Source organism: Undibacterium sp. Ji42W, assembly GCF_049340405.1.
In the GTDB taxonomy this organism is placed as follows: Bacteria; Pseudomonadota; Gammaproteobacteria; order Burkholderiales; family Burkholderiaceae_D; genus Undibacterium.
The window spans coordinates 612431-630216 of the sequence record NZ_JBMPOV010000001.1 but is presented as its reverse complement, the minus strand read 5'-3'; the positions used below and the strand labels follow the sequence as shown (position 1 = coordinate 630216).

The window sequence follows — 17786 nt, the reverse complement described above, 5'->3', positions numbered from 1 at the left end:
TGGCAATTACGGGGGTATATGACAGTTTTGTGACAGAGTTTGTGTCTAAAAACCGGTTTTTCCTCTAAAACCGCAGGATAAATCGAGAGTGTAGTGTTTTATTTTACTTTTCCCTGAAATTCTGCGTATAATCGTTCAGTCGTTGAGATTCAAAGTGGTAGTGCAGTATCAGTCTGTCATTTCTTACTTGGTTGAAACGATCTATCGGGCATATGCCCACATTAACTGAAATAGGAAATTGTAATGGCAACAGGTATTGTTAAATGGTTCAATGATTCAAAAGGTTTCGGCTTCATCACTCCAGATGAAGGCGGTGAAGATCTGTTTGCTCATTTCTCCGCTATCCAATCTAACGGCTTCAAATCTTTGAAAGAAAACCAACGCGTTTCTTTCGAAGTAACGACAGGCCCTAAAGGCAAGCAAGCTTCTAACATCCAAGCAATCTAATTGCTGATTTGTTAGTCTGCTGATGTCTGGTATTGCACCAGATCTGCTCTGAAAAATCCCCGATTTATCGGGGATTTTTTTTGCATTAGCACAAAATTTTCTCTCCCCAATAGTTGCAAACTTATTTATACTTAATTTGCGATAGAAGCATTGTTTTGTCTCGGATCAATACTCTTGCCAAGAATTTTTGTATTCTGGTTCCAAATCGGAACGTTAAAAAGGGGAAGTGAAGATGTTCAATCTGACAATCAGGTTAAGACTGATAGGTGCAATGGCTTTCATGGCAATCATGCTGGTCATTGGTGGATTGATGGGCATATACGGCGTCAGGAACAGCAATGCCGTTATCAAGGAAATTTTTTCAAATCAATTGCCCTCGGTAGAAGCGATGGGGCAATCCCGTGTTTTTATGTTGCGTGCCCGTACGGCAGTGGACAGGGCTATTGCCCACCCTGAATTTCCGGATACAGCTGAGACCCTCAAGCGGTCAGAGGATTTTTTTAACCAGTCTGAAGTTTACTGGAAAAAATACTTGGCTTTGCCGCAAGACGTAGAAGAAAAAAAGTTGTCTGATGAAGTAAGCGCCTTACGTGATAATTACATCAAAACTGCTCATATGCCGATGTTCAATGCGATCAAGGCAGGTAATAAGGAAAAGGCAGACAACATCAATATGAAGCTGGTACCTCCTGCGTTTACAGCTTACTCTGACAAAATGGCCAAGCTCAGTGAATATCAATTTACTGGTGCAGCCAGTTCGCTTAAGGAAAGTGAAAGTGCTTTTACCACCTTCCTGTGGGTTGATATTCTGGGTGTGATCGGCGGCCTGATTGCGGTATTTATCTCGGCTTATTATTTGCTGGCAGCCATTTCCCGTCCCCTGAAGTTGGCAATTGATCAGTTTGAATCCATAGGCAATGGTGACCTTACTCAGCAACTGAAGCCAACATCCCGCGATGAAATGGGGCAACTGGTTTCTGCACTGGAAAATATGCGCCAAAGCTTGATGCAAACTGTCACCATGGTGCGGCAATCAAGCGGCTCTATCGCGGTGTCGTCAGAAGAAATTGCGACTGGCAATATGGATTTGTCCAGCCGCACCGAGCAGCAGGCAGCCAGCCTCGAAGAAACCGCTTCATCCATGGAAGAGTTGACGTCAACCGTGCAGCAAAATGCAGACAATGCGCGTCAGGCCAACACTCTGGCATCGAATGCATCTGAAGTTGCCAGCAAAGGGGGGCAGGTAGTTGGCGACGTGGTGCATACCATGTCCTCTATCAAGGAAAGTTCTAAAAAGATTGTCGATATCATTGGTGTCATTGACGGCATCGCCTTCCAGACCAATATCCTGGCATTGAATGCCGCAGTTGAGGCAGCACGAGCAGGTGAGCAGGGCAGGGGCTTTGCTGTGGTGGCAACTGAAGTGCGTAACCTTGCACAGCGCTCAGCCAATGCCGCAAAAGAAATCAAGGAACTCATCAGCAGCTCTGTTGACAAGGTCGAAGTAGGCTCTCGCCTGGTCGATGATGCAGGCAAGACCATGGATGAAATTGTTGTATCGATCAAAAGCGTGGCTGACATCATGGCAGAAATCACTTCTGCCAGTGCCGAGCAAAGAGACGGTATCAACCAGGTGAGCCTGGCGATCAGCAAGATGGATGAGGCGACACAACAAAATGCTGCCCTCGTTGAACAGGCTGCCGCAGCAGCGGCAAGCATGCGTGATCAAGCCAATAATCTCAATCATGCCGTCAGTATTTTCAAGATTGATGCCAATGATGGCGCTACAAAAGCCGCTACAGCATCACCTGCAAAAGCCGTGATCAGGGAAAATCCTCTCGCCAAACGCGCAACAGTCAAATCGCTACCTGCAGCAGCAACTGCAGCCAGAAAGACGGGAAAACCAGCACCGTCAGCTGCACAGGATGATTGGGAGGAATTTTAAAAAGGTCTGGTAATGTCTCCGCATCAGATGACTGTGTTGATGCGGAATTCAGAAAAATCCTGCTCAGGATTTTTTCCAGTAATTTGGCCTGCTGTACGCATGACGCAAAAAATCGATGAAGGCACGTATGCGCAAGGGCAGGTGACGGCGCTGGGCAAAGATCGCATAGATATCATTGCCCGGTGCATTGAATTCATCCAGCACCGTCATCAACTTGCCGGATTCAATCTCGGCACCCACTTCCCACATGGACCGCCAGGCCAGGCCCTTGCCTGACAGTGCCCAGTCATGCAAGACCTCGCCATCATTGCAGACCATGTTGCCTTCTACCTTCAGCGTGACGTTCTTGCCGTTCTGGCGAAATGTCCAGCCGCGTTGACTGCCATCGGCACTGAAAGCGAGACAGTTATGCTTGCTGAGCTCATCCAGGGTTTGCGGTGTGCCATGGCGTTTGATGTAGGCGGGCGAGGCGACTACCACACGTTTATTATCTGCCAGCTTGACGCCGATGAGATTGGAGTCTGTCAAGGCGGCGATGCGTATTGCGACGTCGATACCTTCCCCGATCAAGTCCACAACGCGGTCATTCAGGCTCAGCGTCAGTTTCACATCGCGGTGTTCACTCAAAAACGAAGGCATCAGCGGTGCGACATGCTGGCGGCCAAAACCTGCCGGAGCTGAAATGGTCAGCGTGCCGCTGGCACGGGCACTCCGTTCAGATACTGCGCCTTCTGCATCTTGCAGATCAGCCAATATACGCTGGCAATCTTCGAGGAAAGCTTCACCCTCATTGGTCAATGCCAGCTTGCGGGTAGTACGTTGCAAAAGCTTCACGCCCAGGCGTTCTTCCAATGCATCAAGACGGCGGCCTATCATGGCGGGAGCTACGCCTTCAGCACGGGCTGCTGCCGACAGGCTGCCGCGTGTTGCCACTTCAGCAAAGGTAGAAATTTGTTTGAATTGGTCCATGGCAGCTTGGCTTTTAATCTTTCATTTGCAACTAAAATGAAAAGATGTAGTGATGAAATTCGATGATTATAGTATTTTATATTGAATATACTGCTTTCATGATAATTAGTATTCAATTTTTACATTCACTTCTGCCAGCACCTTGTTTGGGCTTTAAAGAAAACCATGACTATTTCCGCCATCGCCTTTGACGCCTACGGCACCCTGTTCGATGTGTACTCCATCAGCGAACAGGCAGACAAGCTGTTTCCCGGCAAAGGACGGGCATTGGCAGAACTCTGGCGTGACAAGCAGATTGAATACACCCGCCTGCGTACCATGTGCAGCATGTATAAGCCATTCTGGGAGGTAACCCAGGATGCACTGATATTTTGCTGCCAGAAGCTGGGTCTGGAATTGACGCTCGATGCGCAAAATAGCCTGATGGGTCAATATGCGAAACTGAAAGCTTTTCCTGAAAACCTGCCTGTCCTGCAAGCTCTGCAGGCACAAGACATGAAGATGTCAATTTTATCGAACGGTAACCTGCACATGCTACAGTCAGCTGTCGATGCAGCTGGCATGCAGGGCATATTCAGCCATTTGCTGTCGGTCGAGGTCGTCAAAAAATTCAAGACTGCACCTGAAGCTTATCAAATGGCACCTGATGTATATGGTGTGCCAGCAAAAAATATTTTGTTTGTATCCAGTAATTGCTGGGACGCCTGCTGCGCGACCTGGTTTGGTTATACGACCTTCTGGGTCAACCGGCAAAACGCACCGCTGGAACAACTGGGTGTTACGCCACATGGCGAAGGGCGTACTCTGCAAGACCTGATTTCTTTTATAGCAAAACACCGCAACTGATTTCGTTTTAATTCATTTTTCTGGAGACCACAATGACACAACTGACTTTACCTGAAGGCATGCAAATCAGCGGCGAAATCAAGCCAGGCTTTGCCGATATTCTGACACCAGAAGCCCTTGCCCTGGTTGCCAAACTGAGCCGCGCTTTCGAGCCACGCCGTCAGGAATTGCTGGCTGCACGCGTAGAACGTGCCAAGCGTCTGGATGCTGGCGAGACACCGGACTTCTTGCCAGAAACCCTGCATATTCGCGAAGGTGACTGGAAGATCGCACCTATTCCTAAAGCGCTGGAATGCCGCCGTGTAGAAATCACTGGCCCAGTAGAACGCAAGATGGTCATCAACGCCTTTAACTCTGGCGCTGACAGCTACATGACAGACTTTGAAGATTCCAATACACCAAACTGGGACAACCAGATCACTGGCCAGATCAATATGCGCGACGCCGTGCGCCGCACCATCAGCCTTGAACAAAACGGCAAGTCCTACAAACTGAACGACAAGATCGCCACCTTGGTCGTGCGCCCACGCGGCTGGCACCTCGATGAAAAACATGTGCTGGTCGATGGCAAGCGTATCTCTGGCGGCATCTTTGATTTTGCCCTGTTCCTGTTCCATAACGCCAAAGAACAACTGGCACGCGGCGCTGGCCCTTACTTCTATCTCCCTAAGATGGAATCCCACCTGGAAGCGCGCCTGTGGAACGATATTTTTGTCATGGCGCAAAATGAAATCGGTCTGGCGCAAGGCACCATCAAGGCGACAGTATTGATCGAAACCATCGTCGCTGCCTTCGAGATGGATGAGATTTTGTATGAGCTGCGCGAACATAGCTCGGGCCTGAACGCTGGTCGCTGGGATTACATCTTCTCTTGCATCAAGAAATTCAAGAACGACAAAGATTTCTGTTTGGCAGATCGTGCCAAGGTCACCATGACAGCACCTTTCATGCGCTCTTATGCTTTACTGTTGCTGAAAACCTGTCACAAGCGCAATGCACCAGCAATTGGTGGCATGGCAGCACTGATCCCTATCAAGAACGATCCAGAGAAGAATGACATCGCCATGGGTGGTGTACGTACTGACAAAGCCCGCGATGCAACCGATGGTTACGATGGCGGCTGGGTAGCTCATCCCGGACTGGTTGAATTGGGGATGACCGAATTTAAAAAGGTATTGGGTGATGCACCTAACCAGATTTCCAAACAGCGCCCAGATATCGAAGTCAGTGCCAAAGACTTGCTGAACTTCCAGCCAGAAACACCAATTACTGAAGCTGGCCTGCGTTACAACATCAACGTCGGCATCCATTACCTTGGTGCATGGCTGGCTGGCAATGGTTGCGTACCTATCCATAACCTCATGGAAGATGCTGCAACGGCAGAAATCAGCCGCTCACAAGTCTGGCAATGGATACGCTCGGCCAAGGGTAATCTGGAAGATGGCCGCAAGGTCACTGCTGACATGGTTCGCGCCATGATCCCGGAAGAGTTGGTCAAGGTCAAAGAAGTAGCAGGTACAGGTGCTACTTATGACCGCGCAGCGCAAATTTTTGAAGACATGTCGACGTCTGAAGACTTTGCTGAATTCCTGACTTTGCCTTTGTACGAAGAAATTTGATGCGTTAGCCGCATAGCAAGCGGTTAAAAAAAAGCGAGCCCTCGGTTCGCTTTTTTATTGCCTTTTTGTTATTATCAATAAACGTCAGTCAGCTTATTTGAAAAACATGTTTAATTAATCAGTAAACCCAAACAAAAAACAGTAATCCATCACACATTTTAACAATAAGGCAATATAAGTTTGTTATATTGTTGCTCACTGTGCTAAAGCAATTTTTTGCTGCTTCGTACAGAGAATCCGGGCAACCCATACCTTAGAAAAGTGAGAAAAAAATGAAACAATATGGTGCTGAATTTTTGGGAACGTTCTGGCTGGTACTTGGTGGCTGCGGTAGTGCGGTGCTGGCAGCGGCTTTTCCCGGCGTGGGCATAGGCTTGCACGGCGTGTCACTGGCGTTTGGTTTAACGGTGCTGACCATGGCTTACGCGATAGGCCATATCTCTGGTTGCCACCTTAACCCGGCTGTCTCTATTGGTCTGTGGGCAGGTGGCCGTTTCCCAGCCAATAAATTATTGCCTTATATTGTCGCCCAGATGTTGGGTGGCATGGTTGCTGGTGGGGTGTTGTACCTGATCGCCAGCGGCAAGGCAGGTTTTGATGTATCTGGCGGTTTTGCGTCCAATGGTTTTGCCGAGCATTCACCTGGTGGTTATTCCATGGTGGCTGCTTTGGTGACTGAGGTTGTCATGACGATGATGTTCCTGGTCATCATCCTTGGCGCTACAGATAGCCGAGCACCACAAGGTTTTGCCCCAATTGCTATTGGCCTTGGTTTAACGCTGATACATTTGATCAGTATTCCTGTCACCAATACATCGGTCAACCCTGCCCGTAGCACAGGTGTGGCCATCTATGTTGGCGGCTGGGCTTTGCAGCAATTGTGGTTGTTCTGGGTGGCCCCTATCGTTGGTGCTGTGCTGGGTGCGGTCAGCTATAAGGCGATTGCTGGCGAAGCAAAATAAAGTTCGCAATTGAAAGGCCGGGCACCAGTGCTGAAGGCTCGTAAATACCATGTAAAATTGTCGGATGTCATGCATCTGAAAATCTGACATGGTATCCTCAAGCCTTCAGCTCTTTTATGTTCATCATGCCCAGCAATCTCATCAATACCGACGACGTCATCTCCTCAACCGCAGCCTGGCTGGACAAAGCCGTCATCGGTTTGAACCTCTGTCCATTTGCCAAGGCCGTCCAGGTCAAGCAGCAGGTGCGCTATGTCGTCAGTGAAGCGAAGACGCCAGAAGCCTTGCTGGAAGACCTGGAGCGAGAACTGGAGTTATTGGCCGAAGCCAATCCAGAAAAAATAGAAACCACCTTGCTGATTCATCCTCTGGCATTGAATGATTTTCTGGACTTCAATGATTTTCTGGATGTCGCTGATGGCATGCTGGAAGAAATGGAGCTTGACGGCATCTTGCAGGTTGCCAGTTTTCACCCCGACTACCAGTTTGCCGGCACCGAGCCGGACGATATAGAAAACTACACCAACCGCTCGCCTTATCCGACGCTGCATCTGTTGCGCGAAGAAAGCATAGACAAGGCAGTGGAAGCTTTCCCTGACGCCGAACAAATCTATGAAAAGAATATGGACACCATGCGTGAACTGGGCCATGAAGGCTGGCGTCACCTGTTTTCCAATTACGCTAAAAAGTAAGGAATCCCCACCTGCTTATCGCTTGTAGATCAATCGAATTCTTATAACGATATGCAAATAAGTAATTTGTGATTTAAGTACTGGCAAATATTATTTAAAATAATATAAAATCAATATACTGATAGGGAGTATATTGATTTAAGTCATTGATTCAAAATAGAAAAATTTCACTATCCCATGTGATTATTTCAATCAATCACATCTGCCCAGAAAATCAGTCTCGAATTTCCGGGTCGTGCCTAAGCAGTCAATCCCCTTTTTCTTACAAATCCAATGCCTTAATAGCCACGCTTCTGTAGAAAATTTGCTTTTGCCAATTGCCAAGCAAGCGTTTCTTCTGATTTTCTACTGACAAGTGCCTTGTTATTTTGCAGAGCAACATGTACAGTAAGAGGTTGATTTTCCGCATTTTTCACCCTTTAGTCTTCTATCTCAGTTCCTATATCTATGGCTTTAATCGTCCACAAATACGGCGGTACTTCGATGGGTTCGACAGAACGCATCAAGAACGTCGCCAAGCGCGTCGCCAAATGGCATGATGCTGGTCACCAGATAGTCGTGGTGCCATCAGCAATGTCTGGTGAAACAAATCGTATCATTGGCCTGGCAAAGGAAATTTCTGCCCAGCCTGATCCCCGTGAACTTGACATGATCGCCTCCACCGGCGAACAAGTCTCTGTCGGTTTGCTGGCCATTGCCCTGCAGGCGATAGGCAAACAGGCGGTTTCTTATGCCGGCTGGCAAGTTGCCATCAAGACTGATTCTGCCCACACCAAGGCCAGGATAGCCTCGATTGATGAAGCCAAGGTCAAGGCAGACCTGGATGCAGGCAAGATCGTCATCATTACCGGCTTCCAGGGAGTGGATGAACTGGGCAATATTACAACTCTGGGTCGTGGCGGTTCTGATACTTCTGCCGTAGCCGTTGCTGCTGCTTTGAAGGCGCAAGAATGTCTGATTTACACTGACGTTGACGGTGTCTATACGACCGATCCGCGTGTGGTATCTGATGCGCGCCGCCTGAATACCGTTACCTTTGAAGAAATGCTGGAAATGGCTTCGCTCGGTTCTAAAGTCCTGCAAATCCGCTCCGTCGAATTTGCCGGTAACTACCGCATGCCCACCCGCGTTTTATCATCACTGACTGACCCATTAATACCGCTGGAAGAAGAAGCGAATTCTGGCACCCTGATTTCGTTTGAGGAAGATACACACATGGAACAAGCTACCATCACCGGCATCGCGTTTAACCGTGATGAAGCAAAAATCACCGTTTTGGGTGTGCCAGACAGGCCAGGCATCGCCTATCAAATCCTGGGTCCAGTTGCCGATGCCAATATCGAAGTCGATATGATCATCCAGAACCAGTCCGTCGAAGGCAAGACTGACTTTACCTTCACTGTGCCGCGCGGTGAATACACCAAGGCCATGGACGTGCTGGAAAACAGCGTCAAAGCCCATATTGGGGCTGGCAGCATCGTCGGTGACTCCAAGGTCTCCAAGGTCTCCGTTGTTGGCGTAGGCATGCGCAGCCATGTAGGTATTGCTTCCCAGATGTTCCGCACCTTGTCGGAAGAGAGCATCAATATCCAGATGATCTCCACTTCTGAAATCAAAATCTCGGTTTTGATTGATGAAAAATACATGGAACTGGCAGTCCGTGCCCTGCATAAAGCATTCGGCCTGGAAAGCGCTTAAAATTTTTGTGGTCTGACTGTTGACCAAAGTCACACAAACAGCTATTATCACGGTCTCAATTACAGCTGAGTTTTTAGCGGCTGTGAGTGTGGAGATGTGGCCGAGTGGCCGAAGGCACTTCCCTGCTAAGGAAGCATTTGGGGTAACCTGAATCGTGAGTTCGAATCTCACCATCTCCGCCAGCAATACTGAAAAAGCCCCTGGGTAACCAGGGGCTTTTTCTTTTTGAGCGATTATCGGTATGCCATTTAGCATGTCGTTGGTATGTCATTCGCACTTGGCTTCCGTTCGTAAGAAAACGATCGTATTGAATGTGGTACCTGTTTGTTTGCACACTGCATTGATTCTGTCCTTTACCTTCCGCTTCCTGGCGAAGGCTGCCACCCGGTCGTAGGCCGCCTCAAATCCCAGTTCTTTCAGATCCGGGAGAACCTGTTTTGAGCTGGGTCGTTACTTGCGATTTTTGCAGGCTTTTGTGTTAAGCCCGCTCGAAAGCTGCAATGCATATTTGTCGATGCACTGTTAACGTCGGACAGTGTGGCGAGAAATGTCCGGTCGTCTGACGATCTCTCTTAATGGAATCTTGTCACGAATGTGCCAGCGTCGAATCATATCTGCTGGTGCTATGTCAACTGCTCCTTTCACCTACTCGTCAAGACAAGCAGGATAGCTTGCTAAACGTGGGTCGCCATCGTGAACAAAGAAGGAAGCGGAACCTTAAATTCACACAATTTCTTTAACCTGGAGTTGTCTGGCTATGAGCCCCTGGCTTTGCTCGCAAATAAATAAAAAGAACTGTAACGTAAAGTAGTAAATGCGACCAGGATGCTTAAGTCACGCTACTATTTATGCTATTTTTTTTGCGTCCTTATCAGCAGCTTTCAGGAGATATCAGGTGAGTACAACTGCCAGCCCGCAGCAATCGAAATTCTTTACCGTGATACGTGTCACTAGCGGGAATTTCATCGAGATGTACGATTTTTTCTTATTCGGTTTTTACGCGACCTACATCGCCAAGGCTTTTTTCCCGGCTAGCAGTGAATATGCCGCCCTGATGATGACCTTTGCCACTTTTGGTGCGGGTTTCTTCATGCGCCCTCTGGGCGCCATCATTCTGGGGGGCTATATAGATCGTATAGGGCGCCGTAAAGGTCTGGTGCTGACCTTGTCGATCATGGCTTCAGGGACAGCCCTGATCGCATTTGTGCCGGGTTATGCCACGATAGGTTTGCTGGCCCCGTTGCTGGTATTGATAGGGCGTTTGTTGCAGGGCTTTTCTGCCGGTGTTGAGTTGGGCGGGGTCTCGGTCTATTTGTCAGAGATGGCGACGCCGGGAAACAAAGGTTTTTATGTCAGCTGGCAATCAGCAAGCCAGCAAGTCGCCATCATTTTTTCTGCCAGTCTGGGTTATTTTTTAAATGAAAACCTGAGCAAGGAATTTATCGCAGACTGGGGATGGCGCATCCCGTTTTTCATCGGTTGCTCTATTATTCCTGTGGTGTTTTATATCCGGCGCTCATTGCAGGAAACAGAAGCCTATCTGGCACAAAAAACGCATCCCACTTTCAAGGAAATGCTGAGAACGATCTCGCTGAACTGGCCACTGGTGATCACCGGCATGATGTTGATTGTCATGACTACCGTGTCTTTCTATCTGATTACGGTTTATACACCGACGTTTGGCAAGAGTGTATTGAAATTGACGACAGTCGAAAGCCTGCTGGTAACCTTGTTTGTTGGCGTTTCCAACTTCATCTGGTTACCTGTCATGGGGGCACTCTCAGACCGTATAGGCCGGTGGCCACTGATGGCATTGTTCTCAGGCCTGACGCTGGTCACTGCTTATCCCTTGTTGTCATGGCTGATCGCCAATCCAAGTTATCAGCATATGCTGATCGCGGAATTATGGCTCTCTTTCCTTTACGGCAGCTATAACGGTGCCACGGTAGTTGCCCTGACTGAAATTATTCCTTTACGCATCCGTACAGCAGGTTTTTCCTTGGCCTATAGCCTGGCCACAGCGCTTTTTGGTGGCTTGACACCTTTGGTGTCAACCTGGTTGATAGAAACCACTGGCGATAAAGCAGCACCAGGTTATTGGCTGGCCATGGCTGGTGGTATAGGTTTGCTGGCGACTTTCCTGATTTATCGCGGTATCGTCAAGGAGCGTATTGAATAGTCCGACGCGGGTTCTACAATGGACAGAGCCCATTTCATCAATAGGAGTGGGTGACTAACACCAGCGGAGGGAGGCTGCTAGATGATTCGCAGATCTCTTATATTCACACATTTCTTTAACGTAGAATTGTCGTCATGTAAGCATTCAACCCAAGAAAGGCTGACAGCAGATATACGCAGCTACGTTGAAACAAATTACCCGGTGCATATCCTGGCATAATTGCGCTGTAAAGTTCATCAGCCTGTAGGTGACAAGTTACCGATGTTTTGCTGATTTCAGCCTATGAACAGAACTGTCAACATGCCTGCTGGAAAAGCTCATCCCATGGGATATTTTGCAGCATGTTTGCATTCTACTTTTGCAAATGCGAAAATATTCTTCGCTCGTTGCACTTTTTTGCAAAGTTACCCTGTTTGCAAATGGCACTGCGCGTGTCGATAAATGACTTTAATCATATAAGGAAGCAATGATAATGTGGTGTGGGCCATGATGCAGTCAATCCAGGCATGGAAAGCCAGTCACTTAGCTTAACTGGCTAATTTTTTGCAGGATGGGTAGGGCTTCGCGCAGAAGTGTTCTTTCGCTGGCGCTCATGTTGCTACTCAACACTTCGGTAAGCCATACAGTGCGCGCTGCCCGCGCTCTGGCGTTTTCTGTCCGGCCTTCTTTGGTCAGGGTCACCAGATGGCTCCTGCCGTCTTTGGGGTCAGGTGTCAAAGTAATCAGCTTGTTTTCTTCGAGTTTGGCAATGACCAGCCGCATGCTCTGATGTTTTACACCCCGGTTTACGGCCATGGCAGCAATGCTGACCGGGCCATTGCGCTCAAGAAATGCAAGCGACTCTCCCTGGGCAGTAGTCGGCGTTCCAGCCTGGCTACGGACTGCGCGAACAAACTTGCCTATGGTGTCACGCAAATTTTCTGCCAGCACCTGGACATCTTCTTCGGCCTTGCTAACTGATTCCTGTTTTTTCAAAGCATGTCTCCTTTTGGGGCAATGATGGATCATTTTTCTTATTTCGCCAAGTTTGTGAAGGTATGGAAACATTCTGCTTCAAGCATATTTTTAGGCAGGCTGGTGCTGATCAACTGTCCCGCAATTGCGCAAGAACTGATGGGAGGGTGTTAATGCCCCAGTGCCCAAGATAGCGTCCATCCTGGATATGGACGATGTCGATGATGTCTATAGAAATAGATTTGCCAGTGGGGGCAATACCCAGCAGGGTGCCAGTGTGTTTTCCTGTAATGCTTTTTCTCGTGCTGACTTTTTCACCCTCGCACAGTTGATCATGTATCTGCACATGCAAGTCGCTCAATGCAGGCCTGAGTATGTGTTGAAACGTGTTCCACATGCTCTCGGCGTCATTTGCCGCGCCAGTTGGGGCTGAATGATTGATAAAGCCTGTGTGCATAAGGGCTTCGAAGGATGCGCGGCTTCCTTCTTCAATCACTTCTTTGTTGAAGCGCCTGACGACTTCCTTGCGGGCATGATTATCCATATGATCTGACGGTAAGTGGTTGATGTTTATATTTTATGTATGGGCTGTGAGGCATTGCCAGCGGCGACGGACTTACCGGGCAGCATGCAATTCGGGACTGCAAGAAAAGTCGTGAAGTGTCCTATAAATGCACGTCTTTGCATTACTTATCCTTGTATGAAATACGCCCGGGAAAAACTGTCTGCTACTGTCAGCAATCTTCATTTCGTCTTTGACGGAGGGTTGTCATGGCCTCGCCCAATGACTCCCAGATGCGTAAAGCAGAAACCGGATGAATACTTCAGACCATAACCCAGTGCGCGGTCAAAGCCTATATGCGCTATCCATATCATGCCGGTGGTGATTGCCAGATGCGCAGAAAAGAAAATTCCGGATGCCAGCATTAAGGTGGAAAAAGCGTACGAATGTGCCGTGTTGTATACGAATGCGCCTGCTCTGGGGCCAGCCAGATAAGCAAGTAGCGATAAATCGGGCACCAGAAAAAACAAGGCAAACACGCCCCAGCCAGCACCAAATTCCGAGTAAGCAATCAGGCTGCTTAAAAGTATGCATAGGCCTTCAGGGCGAAGGATTGTGCGTACATCGCCTGATACTGTGCCTGTCATAAATTCTCCTGTTACAAGATATAGGGGTAAAAAAAATTATATACAGTCTAACTGTATAAATCAAGTTGGATTTCGCGTGCTTGTATCAATACGCAGTGAGCTGTGGGTTTGATGAGATTGCTGGATGGGTTGGTATCCTTGCTCATAAGCTGATTTTTCTTTTGGCAGTCTTTCACAATATTTGGTTTTGTCATCCGTCAATAGCAATATGATTTGTATGTGTAATCGCGGGGGCTTGATCAGCAGATTTCAATACGGCGTATTTAAGAAAGCTCAATACCCATGGCGAATAACAACAAAGAAATTCATATTCTCATTTCCGGCGCAAGCGTGGCTGCGCTCAGCACTGCCTACTGGCTCACACGTTACGGCTTTAAGCTGACTGTGGTGGAGCGTGCTCCTTATTGCGTCCTGGTGGCCAGGCGCTTGATGTACCCGGACCTGCACTGGAAATTGCCCGCCGCATGGGGGGACTGGATGCCCTGCAAGAGCACCGTACCCGGTTGATCGGGATGTCGTGGTAGATGCGGCGGGCGAGGAAATTTACCGCAACACTGAACGCACGCTTACAGGTAGTCGCTTTGACAGCCCTGATATTGAAATCCTGCGTGATGACCTGTGCAAAGTATTGTATGAGGCTGTGGACGAAAAGGTCGAATTTCTGTTTGATGACAGGATCACCTCTATTACCCAGGATGAGAGTGGGCTCGAGGCAACCTTCGCCAATGCTGCGCCGCGTCGCTTTGATTTGCTGATCGGCGCAGATGGATTGCATTCAGGGGTAAGCAAGCGCGCATTTGGTCCAGAAGAAAATTTCATGCATCGCCTTGGTGACTGGTATGTCGCCACCTTTGGGATGCCCAATTTTCTTGGTCTTGCACAAGGATGCCGATATAAGGGCATATGTGGGTTTCAGTTCTGCCGAGCCTCTTGATTATGATTGCCGTGATATCGCGACGTAAAAGCACATGGTGGCTGAGCGTGTCGCGGATGCCGGATGGGTGCTGCCGCAGATTGTGGAGCATGTGATGCGCGCAGAAGATTTTCACTTTGATTCGACTAGCCAGATCTGCATGGACAGTTGGTCAAGTGGGCGTATTGTATTGGTCGGCGATGCAGGTTATAGCGTGGCCCTGGTTTCGGGGCAGGGCACAACCGTGGCGATGGTGGGTGCCTATGCGCGCGCGGGTGAGTTCGCGATGCATACGCATGCGCTGATTGCGGGCCTCGCTGCCTATGAACAGCAATTGCGCGATTATGTGCTGCGCAATCAGGAGGTTGCGCGCAACAGTAATATTGAGATGGATTTCATATCTGACGAACCCGTCGAATTAGACGAAACTGGAACTTCCAGCGTTCCACCAGACTTTGGGCAATTGGTGCAACCATCAATCTCAATGACTATGCCGGGCTGATATCAAAAAATGGATTCTCAGGCTGGACACGAGCTTAGTTTGCCAGCCATAGGAAGACATTTCTGCCTGTATGTGCAGACGAGATGAAAATACGGCAAAGCAGACCCACTCTTGAAATGGCGCTGCCATCGGTGTCAGTTTTGTCTGGCGACCATATTTAGCTCTGCCTTTGCATCCGAACCGGCCTGCTGTATCAGATAGAATGCGAGCAGCAGACTGACAAGGATCTTCGGACAGCAAAATCAGAACTCATTTCATGGACAAGTGCAGCGAAAGTGATTACATTTGACAGTATGCGCAATAGCTTCCAGAGAAGCCACTCGTTGTATCAGGAATAAACCACTTATAAACCATTTATGGGGGAGTATTCATGTCTGTAGATAGCAAAAAATTTCGTTTGATTACGCGCAGCGACTTTGATGGCCTGGTTTGTGCTGTCTTGCTCAAACATCTTGATCTGATTGATGACATTCTGTTCGTGCATCCCAAAGACATGCAGGACGGCAAGATTGTTGTCAGTGATGCTGACATCAGCACCAATCTGCCCTATGTCGAAGGCATACATATGGCGTTCGACCATCACTTGTCAGAAACCTTGCGGAATGCAGATGGTGGTGTCAGAAAAAATCATGTGATTGCCCCTGAGGCACCTTCCGCAGCCAGGGTTGTGTATGACTATTATGGCGGCCTTAAGGTATTCCCGGCATCCTGGGACAGCATGATGGCAGCTGTCGATAAGGGGGACTCTGCACAATTCAATCGTCAGGAAGTCTTGCATCCGCAAGACTGGGATTTGCTCAATTTCCTCATGGATGCCCGTACTGGCTTGGGGCGTTTTCGTGACTTCAGGATATCGAACTACAATCTGATGATGAAGCTGATCGACCTGTGCAAAACCCAGGGCATTTCCGAGATCATGCAAGACCCGGATGTGAAGGAAAGGGTGGATCTGTATTTCGAGCATGAAGAGAAATGCAAGGAACAAATCCTGCGTTGCGCGACCCTACATAAAAACCTGGTGATACTGGATTTGCGCAATGAAGAAACCATCTTCGCCGGTAACCGCTTCCTGATTTATGCTTTATTCCCTGAGACCAATATTTCCATCCATGTGCTCTGGGGTTTGAAAAACCAGAACACGGTGTTTGCCACTGGCAAGTCCATCTTGAACCGTAGTTCCAAAACCAATATAGGCCCATTGATGCTGGAATTTGGTGGCGGTGGTCATGAAAATGCTGGTACCTGCCAAGTGGCCAATGAACAGGCTGAACAGGTGTTGGCGACCCTGACGAGCCGTATCAATCAGGATGGTTGAGAGTAGTACTTTTGCTTCAGAACTCTATCTGTATTCCCGTAGGCAGGAATTTGGCATACCTGCTCAGGGAGTTGCTGATATCGCTGGCCGCAATGCGGTAATAAAAATCTTCATTGCTTTCGCCTGTCTTGATGGCACCAAAGCGTTCATGGAATTTCCAGACTGACTCATTGCCTTTTCTGACATCGAAATGCGCACTCTGGAAACCCAGTGCCAGTCCATAGTGATATACCATCAGGGCAGATTCTATCGAGCTGCTGCTGGCAGCGCCCGCTTGTATGATCCAGGAGCCCCAGCAAAATGAATCTCCCTGCTGATCATACAGGCGCACCGTACCTGTATTCTCACCCTGCATGTTTTGTATCATGAAGTAGATTTGCCTGTCATCAAGCGCATATTTTTCCAACCATTGCTCTTGCGGTTTGATATCGGCTGAGGTGCTGGAGATGAAGCGGGATTTTTGTTCATCCGTACGCAAGGCGACGATATAGCTGGCGTCTGCTACGGTGGCATTGCGCATGATCAGTTTATGGCCGGTGATTTTTTGCGGTTTTAAAAAAGCTGGCCCGCCTGCCAGCCCACGGTCTGCGAGGTGCTGCGCAATACTTGCCTGTTGGGCGCATGCCTGTATCTGGGCGGCGATGCCGGACAATGTGGATAGTGCCGAAGTGGATGACGGTGACGATGGTGAAGCTGGTGACATGGCTGATTCATCTGAGGTTTTCACGAGAGATGATTTTACTGTGCCGTTTGCCCTGCGTACAGGCAAACGGCAAGTTTGCTGCTTATTTTGCGACTGGCGTAGCATTCACGATGATGCTCTTGTAATAGATATGGCTTGTCGATTCAAAGCCGGAATCGAGGCCGAACAAGATCCACAGGCTGCCATCGGCTTCTGTCTTGACGTTCAACGGTGCCATGTTGCCCAATTTTTTCTCCATATACGGCGCTTTGCCGCAATCGGTGCTGGCATTGCCTATGGTACCCAGCACCTGGGCAAATTTTCCTGAGCCAGACTGGCCGCCACGGTCTATGTTCATGACGAACTCATCGCCCTTTTGTACTGTCAAAGGTTCTGTCGGTGATGCGCCGCCAAAAAACCAGACGCTGTCACCTGGCGAGCCGCCTACGCCAAAGCAGCCAGTGGCAACATTGCTGACGATGGTGGCCTGAAAGCTCAGGGCGTATTCTGTATTGGGGGCAAAGCCGGAATATTTTTTCTTGATGTAGATGAACAGGTCGTCACTGCGGTTGGTACCAAAGGTATACAAGCCCTTGCCGCTGAAAGGCAGGGGCAGGGTGCGGTATTCGGTGACGACGTCGGTTGGTTTTGTCTCGCTGCTGAAGTCTGAGGTGCCAAAGGCCCAGCCCGGTGGTTCGCTGCTGAAATCGGTATTGATCTGGACTGGCACTGGCTTGGGAATATAATTGGTAGTGCCGCCGCAGGCAGCCAGCAGGGTAGTGATGACAGTCGCTGCGAAAAAATGCGTGAATGTTTTCATAATGAAGATCAAAAAGAATTGCCTGTTGGGGATGGTATGGCGACAGAGAATAACGGCGGGCAGCGATAAAGTCGTTCTTGAAAATGTCAGATAA

18 protein-coding genes and 1 tRNA gene are annotated in these 17786 nt (G+C 48.8%); 13 read left to right on the top strand and 6 right to left on the bottom strand.

Translation table 11 applies throughout. The features are described 5' to 3' along the window. Nucleotides 1-243: 243 nt before the first annotated feature. Together ACO0LG_RS03065 and ACO0LG_RS03060 are read left to right on the top strand one after the other, a co-directional pair. Complete coding sequence (locus ACO0LG_RS03065; RefSeq protein WP_007878889.1) at nucleotides 244-447, top strand: cold-shock protein; 204 nt, start codon at nucleotides 244-246, stop codon at nucleotides 445-447. A gap of 232 nt (nucleotides 448-679) precedes the next feature. Continuing rightward, the gene (locus ACO0LG_RS03060; protein ID WP_423023156.1) at nucleotides 680-2392 is read left to right on the top strand and encodes a methyl-accepting chemotaxis protein; all 1713 of its coding nucleotides are present in this window, start codon (nucleotides 680-682) and stop codon (nucleotides 2390-2392) included. Between the two features lie 63 nt (nucleotides 2393-2455). Here the strand turns inward: ACO0LG_RS03060 and ACO0LG_RS03055 are convergent, their stop codons facing one another. Next, the gene (locus tag ACO0LG_RS03055) at nucleotides 2456-3361 is read right to left on the bottom strand and encodes a LysR family transcriptional regulator (protein WP_423023154.1); all 906 of its coding nucleotides are present in this window, start codon (nucleotides 3359-3361) and stop codon (nucleotides 2456-2458) included. 165 nt (nucleotides 3362-3526) lie between these two features. On the opposite strand from ACO0LG_RS03055, the gene ACO0LG_RS03050 reads away from it, so the two are divergent. From ACO0LG_RS03050 to ACO0LG_RS03020, 7 genes are all read left to right on the top strand, one after another. Next, a complete protein-coding gene (locus tag ACO0LG_RS03050; protein WP_423023152.1) occupies nucleotides 3527-4207 on the top strand; it encodes a haloacid dehalogenase type II in 681 nt (226 codons plus the stop codon). Nucleotides 4208-4239: 32 nt separating this feature from the next. Then, nucleotides 4240-5826: a malate synthase A gene (gene aceB / locus ACO0LG_RS03045; RefSeq protein WP_423023150.1), complete on the top strand. Its 1587-nt coding sequence runs from the start codon at nucleotides 4240-4242 to the stop codon at nucleotides 5824-5826. A gap of 272 nt (nucleotides 5827-6098) precedes the next feature. Continuing rightward, a complete protein-coding gene (gene aqpZ / locus ACO0LG_RS03040) occupies nucleotides 6099-6788 on the top strand; it encodes an aquaporin Z (protein WP_423023148.1) in 690 nt (229 codons plus the stop codon). Between the two features lie 125 nt (nucleotides 6789-6913). After that, entirely contained in the window at nucleotides 6914-7480 is a 567-nt protein-coding gene (locus ACO0LG_RS03035) for a DUF1415 domain-containing protein (protein ID WP_423023146.1), read from the top strand. Nucleotides 7481-7927: 447 nt separating this feature from the next. Continuing rightward, entirely contained in the window at nucleotides 7928-9178 is a 1251-nt protein-coding gene (locus ACO0LG_RS03030) for an aspartate kinase (protein ID WP_423023144.1), read from the top strand. Between the two features lie 90 nt (nucleotides 9179-9268). After that, a tRNA-Ser gene (locus ACO0LG_RS03025) sits at nucleotides 9269-9360 on the top strand. Between the two features lie 713 nt (nucleotides 9361-10073). After that, nucleotides 10074-11357, top strand: a complete 1284-nt coding sequence (locus ACO0LG_RS03020; RefSeq protein ID WP_423023142.1) for an MFS transporter — start codon at nucleotides 10074-10076, stop codon at nucleotides 11355-11357. Between the two features lie 522 nt (nucleotides 11358-11879). On the opposite strand, the gene ACO0LG_RS03015 is transcribed toward ACO0LG_RS03020, so the two are convergent. From ACO0LG_RS03015 to ACO0LG_RS03005, 3 genes are all read right to left on the bottom strand, one after another. Next, nucleotides 11880-12332: a MarR family winged helix-turn-helix transcriptional regulator gene (locus ACO0LG_RS03015; protein WP_423023141.1), complete on the bottom strand. Its 453-nt coding sequence runs from the start codon at nucleotides 12330-12332 to the stop codon at nucleotides 11880-11882. A 109-nt stretch (nucleotides 12333-12441) separates the two neighbouring features. Then, nucleotides 12442-12855 (bottom strand): ester cyclase, encoded by a 414-nt coding sequence (locus ACO0LG_RS03010; RefSeq protein WP_423023139.1) that lies wholly within the window; start codon nucleotides 12853-12855, stop codon nucleotides 12442-12444. Nucleotides 12856-13055: 200 nt separating this feature from the next. Then, complete coding sequence (locus tag ACO0LG_RS03005; protein WP_423023137.1) at nucleotides 13056-13460, bottom strand: DUF4260 domain-containing protein; 405 nt, start codon at nucleotides 13458-13460, stop codon at nucleotides 13056-13058. 282 nt (nucleotides 13461-13742) lie between these two features. On the opposite strand from ACO0LG_RS03005, the gene ACO0LG_RS03000 reads away from it, so the two are divergent. From ACO0LG_RS03000 to ACO0LG_RS02985, 4 genes are all read left to right on the top strand, one after another. Further along, nucleotides 13743-13967, top strand: a complete 225-nt coding sequence (locus ACO0LG_RS03000) for a hypothetical protein (RefSeq protein WP_423023135.1) — start codon at nucleotides 13743-13745, stop codon at nucleotides 13965-13967. 10 nt (nucleotides 13968-13977) lie between these two features. Further along, nucleotides 13978-14394 (top strand): hypothetical protein, encoded by a 417-nt coding sequence (locus ACO0LG_RS02995; RefSeq protein ID WP_423023133.1) that lies wholly within the window; start codon nucleotides 13978-13980, stop codon nucleotides 14392-14394. Nucleotides 14395-14428: 34 nt separating this feature from the next. Then, nucleotides 14429-14875, top strand: a complete 447-nt coding sequence (locus ACO0LG_RS02990; protein WP_423023131.1) for a hypothetical protein — start codon at nucleotides 14429-14431, stop codon at nucleotides 14873-14875. Nucleotides 14876-15245: 370 nt separating this feature from the next. After that, nucleotides 15246-16190, top strand: a complete 945-nt coding sequence (locus tag ACO0LG_RS02985) for an exopolyphosphatase (RefSeq protein ID WP_423023129.1) — start codon at nucleotides 15246-15248, stop codon at nucleotides 16188-16190. Between the two features lie 16 nt (nucleotides 16191-16206). Here the strand turns inward: ACO0LG_RS02985 and ACO0LG_RS02980 are convergent, their stop codons facing one another. Both ACO0LG_RS02980 and ACO0LG_RS02975 read right to left on the bottom strand, forming a co-directional pair. Beyond that, nucleotides 16207-16893, bottom strand: a complete 687-nt coding sequence (locus ACO0LG_RS02980) for a GNAT family N-acetyltransferase (RefSeq protein WP_423023127.1) — start codon at nucleotides 16891-16893, stop codon at nucleotides 16207-16209. An 82-nt stretch (nucleotides 16894-16975) separates the two neighbouring features. Beyond that, nucleotides 16976-17692 (bottom strand): hypothetical protein, encoded by a 717-nt coding sequence (locus tag ACO0LG_RS02975; RefSeq protein ID WP_423023125.1) that lies wholly within the window; start codon nucleotides 17690-17692, stop codon nucleotides 16976-16978. Between the last annotated feature and the right edge of the window lie 94 nt (nucleotides 17693-17786).

Bases quoted from the DNA above. Each gene is read 5' to 3' on its own strand.
- ACO0LG_RS03065 (WP_007878889.1), top strand. From the start codon at position 244: ATGGCAACAGGTATTGTTAAATGGTTCAATGATTCAAAAGGTTTCGGC.
- ACO0LG_RS03060 (WP_423023156.1), top strand. From the start codon at position 680: ATGTTCAATCTGACAATCAGGTTAAGACTGATAGGTGCAATGGCTTTC.
- ACO0LG_RS03055 (WP_423023154.1), bottom strand. From the start codon at position 3,361: ATGGACCAATTCAAACAAATTTCTACCTTTGCTGAAGTGGCAACACGC.
- ACO0LG_RS03050 (WP_423023152.1), top strand. From the start codon at position 3,527: ATGACTATTTCCGCCATCGCCTTTGACGCCTACGGCACCCTGTTCGAT.
- aceB (WP_423023150.1), top strand. From the start codon at position 4,240: ATGACACAACTGACTTTACCTGAAGGCATGCAAATCAGCGGCGAAATC.
- aqpZ (WP_423023148.1), top strand. From the start codon at position 6,099: ATGAAACAATATGGTGCTGAATTTTTGGGAACGTTCTGGCTGGTACTT.
- ACO0LG_RS03035 (WP_423023146.1), top strand. From the start codon at position 6,914: ATGCCCAGCAATCTCATCAATACCGACGACGTCATCTCCTCAACCGCA.
- ACO0LG_RS03030 (WP_423023144.1), top strand. From the start codon at position 7,928: ATGGCTTTAATCGTCCACAAATACGGCGGTACTTCGATGGGTTCGACA.
- ACO0LG_RS03010 (WP_423023139.1), bottom strand. From the start codon at position 12,855: ATGGATAATCATGCCCGCAAGGAAGTCGTCAGGCGCTTCAACAAAGAA.
- ACO0LG_RS03005 (WP_423023137.1), bottom strand. From the start codon at position 13,460: ATGACAGGCACAGTATCAGGCGATGTACGCACAATCCTTCGCCCTGAA.
- ACO0LG_RS03000 (WP_423023135.1), top strand. From the start codon at position 13,743: ATGGCGAATAACAACAAAGAAATTCATATTCTCATTTCCGGCGCAAGC.
- ACO0LG_RS02990 (WP_423023131.1), top strand. From the start codon at position 14,429: ATGGTGGCTGAGCGTGTCGCGGATGCCGGATGGGTGCTGCCGCAGATT.
- ACO0LG_RS02985 (WP_423023129.1), top strand. From the start codon at position 15,246: ATGTCTGTAGATAGCAAAAAATTTCGTTTGATTACGCGCAGCGACTTT.
- ACO0LG_RS02980 (WP_423023127.1), bottom strand. From the start codon at position 16,893: ATGTCACCAGCTTCACCATCGTCACCGTCATCCACTTCGGCACTATCC.
- ACO0LG_RS02975 (WP_423023125.1), bottom strand. From the start codon at position 17,692: ATGAAAACATTCACGCATTTTTTCGCAGCGACTGTCATCACTACCCTG.